Below are 10,112 nucleotides of genomic sequence, written 5' to 3'. Positions count from 1 at the left end.
CTTGCTACAGAGCGATCGAAAAGACCTAGAGCCGAACGGTCGTCCGCGCCGGGCTCTCGGCACCTAAGGTGCCAGAGTCGGAAGAGATAAGAGCCGAGCATGGGCTCGGCTCTACAGCAGCGCTTCGATCGCGCTGCGCAGCTGTTCCGGTGCGGTGGTCGACGCATAGCGCGCCACCACCTGGCCCTGCCGGTCGAGCAGGAACTTGCTGAAGTTCCATTTGATGCGGGCGATGCCCAGCAGGCCGCGCTTCTCGTGCGACAGCCAGTGCCACAGCGGGTCGGCGCCCTCGCCGTTGACCTCGATCTTCTGCGAGAGCGGGAAGCTGAGCGGGTAGTCGAGCGAACAGAACTGGCGGATCTGCGCCGCGTCGCCAGGCTCCTGCCCGCCGAACTGGTTGCAGGGGAAGCCGACCACCACCAGACCGCGGTCGCGGTAGTCCTGCCACAGCTGTTCCAGGCCGGTGTACTGCGGGGTGAAGCCGCAGCGGCTGGCAACGTTGACCAGCAGCAGCGGCCGGCCCTGGTACTGCGCCAATGCCTGCGGCTGGCCATCCAGGTCCACGAAACCGAAGTCGAAGGCGTTGGGCATGGCGTACCGTCCGGAGGGGGAGCCCCATGGTAATCGCAGGCCGCGCCGGTTTGCGCCGTCGGGCATGCCTTTTGACACAAGTGGCGCCCGGGCCGGGCGGGTTAACCTCGGGCACTTGTCTGTCTTACCGGAGTACCGCCTTGACCACCCGCCTTGCCCTTGCCGTGGCCATGACCCTCGGCCTTGCCCTGCCCGCCTATTCGGCCAGCGCCGCCCCCCCGGCTGCTGCCGCCAATGCGCAGCAGGCCAACCCGTTCTTCGCCGACAGCCCGCTGCCGCTGCACTTCCCGCAGTTCGACAAGATCAAGGACAGCGACTTCGCCCCGGCCTTCGACGCCGGCATGGCGCAGCAGCTGAAGGAAGTGGAGGCGATTGCCAACACCAAGGCCAAGCCGACCTTCGACAACACCATCATCGCCCTGGAAAAGAGCGGTGACGTGCTGGACCGCGCGACCACCGTGTTCTTCAGCCTGGTCGGCGCCGATACCAATGATGCGCGCAAGAAGCTGCAGGCCGACTACTCGGCGAAGTTCGCCGCGCACAGCGATGCGATCGCGCTGAACGGCAAGCTGTTCGCCCGCATCCAGGCGCTGTATGACACCCGCAGCCAGCTGGGCCTGGACGCCGAAGGCGTGCGCCTGGTCGAGAAGTACTACGACAACTACGTGCGCTCCGGCGCCAAGCTGTCCGAGGCCGACAAGGCCACGCTGAAGACCATGAACGCCGAGCTGGCCAACCTGGGCACCAAGTTCAGCCAGAACGTGCAGTCGGAAGTGAACGCCTCGGCGATCACCGTCGACGACGTCAAGCAGCTCGACGGCCTGTCGCAGGAACAGATCGCCGCAGCCGCCGAAGCCGCCAAGGCCCGCGGCCTGGACGGCAAGTACGTGATCACCCTGCTCAACACCACCGGCCAGCCACCGCTGACCAACCTGGCCAACCGCGAGCTGCGCCAGAAGATCTACGAAGCCTCGATCACCCGTGGCAGCCGCGGTGGTGAGTTCGACAACACCGCCCTGGTCTCGCGCATCATGCAGCTGCGCGCCGACAAGGCGAAGCTGATGGGCTTCCCGAACTTCGCCGCCTACAACCTGACCAACCAGACCGCGAAGAACCCCGAAGCCGTCAACGCGATGCTGGGCAAGCTGGCCCCGGCCGCCGTGGCCAACGCCAAGCGCGAAGCCGCCGACCTGCAGGCGATGATCGACAAGGAACAGAAGGCCGCCGGCAAGAAGACCTTCGCGCTCGAGCCGTGGGACTGGGCGTTCTACAGCGAGAAGGTGCGCCAGGCCAAGTACAACTTCGACGAATCCCAGCTCAAGCCGTACTTCGAAATGAAGAACGTGCTGGAGAACGGTGTGTTCTTCGCCGCAAACCAGGAATTCGGCCTGACCTTCAAGCAGCGCACCGACCTGCCGGTGTACCACGACGACGTCACCGTCTATGACGTGTTCGATGCCGACGGCAGCCAGCTGGCGATCTTCATCTTCGATCCGTACGCACGTGCGTCCAAGCGCGGTGGCGCCTGGATGAACTCCTACGTCTCGCAGTCCAAGCTGACCGGCTTCAAGCCGGTGGTCGCCAACCACCTCAACATCCCCAAGCCGCCGGCCGGCCAGCCGACCCTGCTGACCTGGGATGAGGTGAGCACCACGTTCCACGAATTTGGCCACGCCCTGCACGGCATGTTCTCCAACGTGAAGTACCCGTACTTCTCGGGCACCGCCGTGCCGCGCGACTTCGTCGAGTTCCCCTCGCAGGTCAACGAAATGTGGGCCGACAACCCGGCCATCCTGAAGAACTACGCCAAGCACTACCAGAACGGTTCGGCGATGCCGCAGGCGCTGCTGGACAAGGTGCTGGCTGCGGCCAAGTTCAACCAGGGCTTCGCCACCACCGAATACCTGGGTGCAGCGATGCTGGACCAGAACTGGCACCAGCTGGCGGCCGACAAGGTGCCGGCGGCGAAGGACGTGATGGCCTTCGAGCGCGCCGCGCTGGAGAAGGACGGCATCTACTACGCGCCGGTTCCGCCGCGCTACCGTACCCCGTACTTCAGCCACATCATGGGCGGCTACTCGGCCGGCTACTACGCCTACATCTGGTCGGAAGTGCTGGACGCCAACACCCAGAAGTGGTTCAAGGACAACGGTGGCCTGAGCCGCAAGAACGGCGACCACTTCCGTGCGACCCTGCTGTCCAAGGGCGGCAGCGTGGATGCCATGCAGCTGTTCCGCGATTTCGCCGGCCACGAGCCGCAGATCGAACCGCTGCTGGAAAAGCGCGGCCTGACCGGCGCCGGCAACTGATCGCCTGCACGGTAGCGTGAAATGAAAACCGCCCGGGAAGCCGGGCGGTTTTTTGTTGGGATGGGATCTGACCCCGGGGTCGGATCCCTTTCCAACGGAAAGGGCTCCGACCCTGACCATGCCATCTAACGCGGTGCCACATACCCGCCGCGCACACCCTCCGGCGACAGCACCAGCTGCCACAGCTGCGCATGCCGGCAGCGGAACGTGGCCATCGATCCGGCCAGATAGAACCGCCACATGCGGCGGAAATGCTCGTCGTAGCGCGCATCCAGCTGCGGCCACGCCGCCTCCACGTTGCGCCGCCACGCCTGCAGGGTCAGGTCGTAGTCGGTGCCGAAGTTGTGCCAGTCCTCCAGCACGAAGCGGCCTTCGAAGGCCCGGGTGATCTGCACCGCCGAGGGCAGCATCGAATTGGGGAAGATGTAACGCGCGATCCACGGATCGGTGCGGTGGCGGGATACGTTGCTGCCGATGCTGTGCAACAGCAGCAGCCCGCGCGGCGACAGGCAGCGCCGCGCCACCTCGAAGAAGCTGTCGTAGTTCTTGTCGCCCACGTGCTCGAACATGCCGATGGAAAACACCGCATCGAACGGCTCGTCCAGATCGCGGTAGTCCTGCAGGCGGATCTCGATCGGCAGGCCCGCGCACAGCTCGCGGGCGAACGCGGCCTGCTCCTGCGAAATGGTCACGCCCACACCACTGACCCCATAACGCTCGGCGGCGTACTTCAGTGCCTCGCCCCAGCCACAGCCGATGTCCAGCACGCGCTGGCCCGGGCGCAGGCCCAGCTTGCGGCAGACCAGGTCGAGCTTGGCCTCCTGCGCGGCATCCAGGTCGGCGGCATTGCGCCAGTACCCGCAGCTGTAGACCAGGCGCTGGCCGAGCATGGCCTGGTACAGATCGTTGCCCAGGTCGTAATGGCGGCGGCCGACTTCATAGCTGCCCTGCCCGGCCTGCAGGTTGAACAGCCGTGCCTTCAGCGCATCGGCCAACTCGCGCCAGCCATGCACGCGTTCGTCCAGGTGCGCCATCATCAGGTGGACCAGGAAGTCATCCAGGACGTTGGCATCCCACCAGCCGTCCACGTAGCTTTCGCCAAGCCCGAGCGAACCTTGGGCGATGACGCGCGCGAAGAAGCGCGGGTCATGCACCTGGATGTCCTGCGGCTGGGTGCCGCCGATGCGGACCCCGGCTTCCTGGAGCAGGCCGGCAACCCGCTCCTGCAACCCTGTGTCCACGTATCCTCCGTCTGCGGTTACCCGCGTGCAAACAGCGCCACGTAATCCTTGGCCACGTGCGGCAGCAGCACCGCGGCCGGCACATCGGCCGTCTGCGTGCCATCCGAATACGGCCCCACCTGGTAGGGCGGGAACACGAAACGCAGCGCGGTGATCTGGCCCTTGTCGTCGGTCAGCGGCTGGAACTGGCTGAAGTTCTCGGCCTGCGGGCCGGTGCCCTCGGCGATCATCCGCGAAGCATTACGCAGCGATTCCTGCAGATCAGCCGGCTGCATGTCCTCGCTGCTGAGGCGGGTGGCCACGCGCTCGCGCAGCTGGTCGGCGACGAAATCACTGATCGCCTTCCAGCCCTTGTCATCGGCCACCAGCGTACTGGCGCTGAGCATCTGCTGCTGCGGCGGCAGCCACACGAAACGCGCCACCAGCGGCTCGCCATGGGCGCCACCGGTGTAACGGCTGCCATCGGCACTGACCACCACCAGCTGCGGGGTCTCCAGCACCTTCTCGAAGCTCAGCGACAGTTCGTACGGCATGGTCGGCTTGTCGTTGCCCAGCCCGTCCAGCGCCTGCTGCAGGTCGCCGCGGGCGGTGGTGGCGTAGTCCTGCAGCGCGCGCGCCAGGCCCGGGTAGCGGTCGATGCCTGCCGGGTAGCTGATGCCGACCACTTCGCGCTCGTTGTTCTCCACCACGTCGCGCAGGTCCAGCGGCGCTTCGGTGGCAGGCGTCGGCTCGGTCGCGGCAGCTTCTGCCGCCGGTGACGCATCAGGGGCCGGAGCCGCCTCTTCACCACGCTGGCAACCGGCCAGCAGCAGCACACCCATTGCGCCGGCCAGCGCGCTCACGCGCAGCAGCCGGTTGTTTCCAGTCTTCATCGGGATCCCCTGTTCATGTTCGTACATCATCGCCTGCGATGGCTGAAGCGTGGCCCGCTGCATTCAGCCTACCAGCAGGTCGTGAAACTCCTCGTGCCGCTGCAGGAACGCCTCGGCGTAGGCGCAGGCCGGCACCACCTTGTACTTGTGCTCGCGGGCAAAGCGCAGCGCGACCCGGGTCAGCTCACCGGCGATGCCGCGGCCGGCGATGGGCTCGGGCACCTCGGTATGGGTGATGACCATGCGCCGCCGCTTGATCTGGTAGTCCAGCAGTGCCCGCTGTCCACGCACATGGGCGATGAAACGGTGGTTGGCCTGGTCGTGCTCGACCTCATAGGCCAGACCGGGGGGCGTGACCGAAGCCATGTGACTGTCTCCTGCGACGACTGCGCGCATGGTGCGCAGCCGGGCGCCATGACCGTGTGAAGCCTGAACAGGGGCAGGTCTGGACGATCTGCGTCAGATCCGGACCCTCAAGCTGCAGCGATGGCGGCCGCTATCCCCTCTGGAGGGATACGGCCCGATTGGCACGCCCCTTGCGATTGTTGCCCCTGCGTCATGCCTTTGGAGGCCCGCCATGCACCCCAGCGATTCACATACCGATACCGACCACGCCCTGCTGGAGGGCCTGCTGCAGCTGGCAGTGGAAGGTCAGACCGACGACCAGGACTTCCAGCGGATCGGCGAGGAGGTTTACTCGCGCCTGCTCGATACCTACGGCCAGAACATCCGGGCGGCCTGAGCCGCCACGCGGGTCGGATCCCAGGGGATCCGACCCTCGCCCCTCAGCGGCCGAACCCGAAGGTCGGGTTCGACAGCTGCGCCAGGAAGTGGCCGAAGATGGCCGGCTGCATGGCCAGCATGAAGATCACGCCGAACGCGGCACCGGCCAGGTGCGCGCTGTGGTTGATGCGGTCGCCGCCGCGCTTGTCCATCCAGATGCTGTAGCCGATGTAGAACACGGCATAGATGATCGCCGGCGCCGGAATGAAGAACACCAGGATGATCGTCCACGGGCTGAGCAGAATGAAGGCGAACAGCACCGCCGACACCGCGCCTGACGCGCCCAGGCTCAGGTAGTTCGGGTTCTTCTGGTTCTTCAGGTAGCTCGGCAGGATCGAGACCAGCAGCGCCCCCAGATAGAACGCCGGGTAGGTCAGCCAGCTGCCGGTCAACGACAGCATCACCTTCTCGATCTGCCCGCCGAAGAAGAACAGCGTGATCATGTTGAAGATCAGGTGCGACCAGTCGGCATGGACGAAGCCGTAGGTGATCAGGCGGTCGTACTGGCGGTGACGGTCCACCGCCGGCGGCCACAGGATCAGGCGGTCGGCCAGCTTGCGGTTGTTGAACGCCATCCACGACAGGAGGGCGGTGATGGCGATCAACAGCAGATTGACGGGGGTCATGTCGGCTCAGGCTCAGGCAGTGCGGTAGTTGTCGACCATACGATAGCGTTTTGCATACCAACCGAAGGCCAACGCCGCGACGAACGCGAAACCGGCGAAGAAGAACATCAGGAACGCCGCCTCGCTGAGACCGGTCCCGGCGATCTTCTCGGTCACCGTGTGGTTGCGCACGGCTGCATTCGACAGCAGCACCCACAGGTTGCCGATGGTGGTGGTCAGGTTCCAGAAGCTCATCACCACGCCCTTCATGGCCTGCGGTGCCTGACTGTAGGCGAACTCCAGGCCGGTGGCCGAGACCAGCACCTCACCGAAGGTCAGCAGCGCGTACGGCAGCATCTGCCAGAAGATGGACATGGCGTTGCCGCCGTCCATCACCACCTGGATGCCACCGACAACGATCCAGGCCAGGCCGCTGAAGGCGATGCCGGCGGTCATCCGGCGCAGCGCGGTCGGCTCGAAGCCGAAGCGGCGCAGGGCCGGGTACAGCACCAGGTTGTTGAACGGAATCAGGATCATCACCAGCAGCGGGTTCAGTGCCTGCATCTGCGAGGCGGTGAACCAGCTCGGCATCTGCATCTGCTGGCCCTGCAGGACCCAGGTCGAGGCCTTCTGGTCGAACAGCGAGAAGAACGGGGTGGTCAGGGCGAAGATGACCAGCACGCGCAGCACCGAGCGCACGCCTTCCACGGCTTCGGCCGGGTGCTGGCCACGGGCGCGGTCCAGCTGCATCCAGGTGCCGCCGCCGATGCCGGCCAGGACCAGCACCAGCGCGATGCACAGGCAGATGACGATGCCCAGGCTGCCGACCAGGCCCAGCGAGGCTACCGCCAGAACAACGCCGGCGACGGCCATGGCCAGGCCCGGACGGCCCTGCCCGGCCACGCGCGTGGTCAGCGCGGTGCGCACCACGTTGGCGAACGAATGCGGATCCTTCGGCGGCAGCGGCACCAGCACGTAGCGCCTGCGGCCCAGCCAGAACACGAAGGTGGCGATGAACATCAGGATGCCCGGGATGCCGAACGCCCACTGCGGGCCCCAGTTCTTCAGCACCAGCGGGATCAGCAGCGAGGCGAACAGCGAGCCGAAGTTGATGATCCAGTAGAAGGCATCGAAGACGAACTTGGCCAGGTGCTTGTTGCTCTGGTCGAACTGGTCACCCATGAACGAGGCCACCAGCGGCTTGATGCCACCGGCACCCAGCGCGATCAGGCCCAGGCCGAGGAAGAAGCCTTCGCGGCTGTTCTCGAACAGCGCCAGGCAGAGATGGCCGGCGCAGTAGACCAGGCTGAACCAGAGGATGGTGTGGTACTTGCCGAAGAACCTGTCGGCCAGCCAGCCGCCGAGCAGCGGGAAGAAGTACACGCCGATCATGAAGCTGTGCATGATGTCCTTGGCTTCACCGGCACGGCCTTCTGCAGTGATTTCCTGCAGCAGCAGCGAGGTGATCAGGAACTGCACCAGGATGTTGCGCATCCCGTAGAAACTGAACCGTTCGCAGGCCTCATTGCCGATGATGTAGGGTATCTGGCGCGGCATCTTTCCCTGGCCGGCGATGGGGGCGACTGCGTCGTGGCTCATCCTGTAAGGCATTCCTGCAAAGCGAAAGGCGCAAGTTTACGGAAGCAGTGGCTGCTAAGCACGCTGCAGGGCTGCATGACAGGGCCGCCGATCCATGGCAGGCGGTCGCGACCCTGCCGGAAGTCACGGCACCTGCACGGCAAAAGCGTAAACTTATCGTTATGCGCCACCGCCCCCCTGCCCGCCTCCTGCTTGGTTGCCTCGTGCTGCTGCTGGCCGCGCCGGCGTGGGCGCGACCGCAGGCCACGCCGCTGGCAGGTGCCGTCGCTGATGAGGGCCGGCAGCTGACCGTGGCCGCGCTGGAACTGCCCAGCCGCGATGACGCGCAGTGGAAGCAGCGCCGCGAACAGGTGCTGCAGCTGCTGACCGAACTGCAGCCGGATGTGATCTCCGTGCAGCAGGTACTGCAGCAGCAGGGCCGCAATCCCGCCTGCTGGCTGGCCAGCCGGCTGCGCTACAGCTGCGATTTCGTCACCGCCGACCCGCCCAGCCAGCCGCTGCGGCACGGCAACGCGATGCTGACCCGGTTGCCGGTGAGCGAGGACGGGGTGACCCTGCTGCATCCGCCCGGCACCTTCAGCGCCGCCGGCATGATGCGCCTGCGGATGGGCGAGGCCCTGCTCAACGTCTATGTAGCCCGCCTGCGCCCCGAACCGGACGAAGCCACCGCACGCCAGCACCAGACCAGCGACCTGATGACCTGGATCGGTGCCACCTCCGATGGCATGCCCAGTCTGATCGCCGGTGACTTCGCCGCAGCGACCCCCGAGCTGGTACGCAGCACGCCCGGCTTCCAGCCGGCGCGGCGCAACCCCGGGGGCAGGCCGGACGCCCCGGCCGCCAGCGGCGGCGGCGCCAGCGGCCATGGCCTGGACGTGCTGTTCCAGGTCAAGTATTTCGGGGGCATCCGCCAACAGGCGATCCTGCTGCCCGCCGACGGCGACCTGCCCGCCCTGCGCCTGGGTGTGATGGCCACGCTGCGACTGCAGGGTGTGCCGGCCACCACCGAATAGACGTACCGCTGCGCTCGCCGGCCATGGCCCCGCGGATGCGGTCGCACGAAAACGAAAAGGCCGGGGTTTCCCCCGGCCTCATCGCTTCATCCAGTCACTGCAATCAGGCGATCGCTTCCTGGTAACGACGCTCCACTTCGTTCCAGTCGATGACGTTGAAGAACGCGCCGATGTATTCCGGGCGACGGTTCTGGTACTTCAGGTAGTAGGCGTGTTCCCACACGTCCAGGCCGAGGATCGGCGTGTTGCCTTCCATCAGCGGGCTGTCCTGGTTGCCGGTGCTCTCGACCACGACCTTCTTGTCCGGGGTCACGCTCAGCCAGGCCCAGCCGCTGCCGAAACGGGTCAGCGCAGCCTTGGTGAATGCGTCCTTGAACTTGTCGAAACCGCCCAGGTCCTTGTCGATGGCCTTGGCCACGTCACCGACCGGGTTGCCGCCGGCGTTGGGGGCCATCACGGTCCAGAACAGCGAGTGGTTGGCATGGCCACCACCGTTGTTGCGCACCGGACCCTGCAGGTTCTCCGGCAGCGACTTCAGCTTCTTCACCAGCTCTTCGACCGGCAGGTCAGCGTACTCGGTGCCTTCCAGCGCCGCGTTGACGTTGTTGATGTAGGTCTGGTGATGCTTGGTGTGATGGATTTCCATCGTTGCCGCATCGATGTTCGGTTCCAGAGCGTCGTAGGCGTAGGACAGCTTGGGCAGGGTGTAGGCCATGATGCATCTCCTGATAGCGAGGGCACCCGACGGCGTCGTCGGGCGGTGCGCGTTGAATGATGGGGACAGACCGCCAGATTACCAAGGGGGATGTAAAGGAAATTGCGTCCTGCAGGTGATTGCACTGGCAATTGTTACGCAGCAGTGACGCGACCACCGCTCCTCATGCACGATGCAGCGCGCAGGCGCTACAGTGCACGCACGTCCCTCGCCCGCCACGGCCCATGCGCAATCCCCGGCTGTTGATCACCGCCATCGCCCTGCTGCTGCTTGGGCTGGTCGCCAACCATTTCCTCCAGCGGCCGCCGGCACCGCAGTTCGCGCCGGACCTGCAGGGCGCCAGCAACCGCAGCGCGCCGGCCGCGCCGGCCGCGCGCGCCGCCG

General features: G+C 66.0%; 10 protein-coding genes and 1 pseudogene. 4 read left to right on the top strand and 7 right to left on the bottom strand.

From position 1 onward, the window contains the following. Positions 1-111: 111 nt before the first annotated feature. Positions 112-591: a glutathione peroxidase gene (locus tag DCO49_RS18005; RefSeq protein WP_116865162.1), complete on the bottom strand. Its 480-nt coding sequence runs from the start codon at positions 589-591 to the stop codon at positions 112-114. Positions 592-731: 140 nt separating this feature from the next. Here DCO49_RS18005 and DCO49_RS18000 point away from each other — a divergent pair, with 140 nt between their 5' ends. Next, the gene (locus DCO49_RS18000) at positions 732-2,900 is read left to right on the top strand and encodes a M3 family metallopeptidase (RefSeq protein WP_116865161.1); all 2,169 of its coding nucleotides are present in this window, start codon (positions 732-734) and stop codon (positions 2,898-2,900) included. Between the two features lie 125 nt (positions 2,901-3,025). Here the strand turns inward: DCO49_RS18000 and cfa are convergent, their stop codons facing one another. Genes cfa through DCO49_RS17985 form a run of 3 tightly spaced genes read right to left on the bottom strand, consistent with a single transcriptional unit; the run spans position 3,026 to position 5,379 of the window. Then, on the bottom strand, positions 3,026-4,141 hold the full coding sequence (gene cfa, locus DCO49_RS17995) for a cyclopropane fatty acyl phospholipid synthase (RefSeq protein ID WP_116865160.1): 1,116 nt from the start codon (positions 4,139-4,141) through the stop codon (positions 3,026-3,028). A gap of 17 nt (positions 4,142-4,158) precedes the next feature. Beyond that, positions 4,159-5,040 (bottom strand): DUF3298 and DUF4163 domain-containing protein, encoded by an 882-nt coding sequence (locus DCO49_RS17990; protein WP_116865163.1) that lies wholly within the window; start codon positions 5,038-5,040, stop codon positions 4,159-4,161. Positions 5,041-5,076: 36 nt separating this feature from the next. Then, positions 5,077-5,379 carry a GNAT family N-acetyltransferase gene (locus tag DCO49_RS17985; RefSeq protein ID WP_079222461.1) on the bottom strand — a complete coding sequence of 101 codons (303 nt, stop codon included), beginning with the start codon at positions 5,377-5,379 and terminating at the stop codon, positions 5,077-5,079. Between the two features lie 211 nt (positions 5,380-5,590). Between DCO49_RS17985 and DCO49_RS20375 the strand changes: the two genes are divergently transcribed. After that, on the top strand, positions 5,591-5,755 hold the full coding sequence (locus DCO49_RS20375; RefSeq protein WP_165835752.1) for a hypothetical protein: 165 nt from the start codon (positions 5,591-5,593) through the stop codon (positions 5,753-5,755). A gap of 43 nt (positions 5,756-5,798) precedes the next feature. On the opposite strand, the gene DCO49_RS17980 is transcribed toward DCO49_RS20375, so the two are convergent. Together DCO49_RS17980 and DCO49_RS17975 are read right to left on the bottom strand one after the other, a co-directional pair. Continuing rightward, positions 5,799-6,422 (bottom strand): rhomboid family intramembrane serine protease, encoded by a 624-nt coding sequence (locus DCO49_RS17980; RefSeq protein ID WP_116865159.1) that lies wholly within the window; start codon positions 6,420-6,422, stop codon positions 5,799-5,801. Positions 6,423-6,434: 12 nt separating this feature from the next. Then, entirely contained in the window at positions 6,435-8,000 is a 1,566-nt protein-coding gene (locus DCO49_RS17975) for an oligopeptide:H+ symporter (protein ID WP_116865158.1), read from the bottom strand. A gap of 161 nt (positions 8,001-8,161) precedes the next feature. Between DCO49_RS17975 and DCO49_RS17970 the strand changes: the two genes are divergently transcribed. Next, the gene (locus tag DCO49_RS17970; protein ID WP_116865157.1) at positions 8,162-9,013 is read left to right on the top strand and encodes an endonuclease/exonuclease/phosphatase family protein; all 852 of its coding nucleotides are present in this window, start codon (positions 8,162-8,164) and stop codon (positions 9,011-9,013) included. 103 nt (positions 9,014-9,116) lie between these two features. Here the strand turns inward: DCO49_RS17970 and DCO49_RS17965 are convergent, their stop codons facing one another. Continuing rightward, positions 9,117-9,728 (bottom strand): superoxide dismutase, encoded by a 612-nt coding sequence (locus tag DCO49_RS17965; RefSeq protein ID WP_079222465.1) that lies wholly within the window; start codon positions 9,726-9,728, stop codon positions 9,117-9,119. A 224-nt stretch (positions 9,729-9,952) separates the two neighbouring features. On the opposite strand from DCO49_RS17965, the pseudogene DCO49_RS20690 reads away from it, so the two are divergent. After that, positions 9,953-10,112 (top strand): annotated as a pseudogene (locus DCO49_RS20690) (ribonuclease); the annotation flags it as partial.

This window comes from Stenotrophomonas sp. SPM, from assembly GCF_003105135.1.
Classification (GTDB): domain Bacteria; phylum Pseudomonadota; class Gammaproteobacteria; order Xanthomonadales; family Xanthomonadaceae; genus Stenotrophomonas.
The sequence above is the reverse complement of the archived record's forward strand: the minus strand, read 5'-3'. Positions and strand labels throughout refer to the sequence as shown.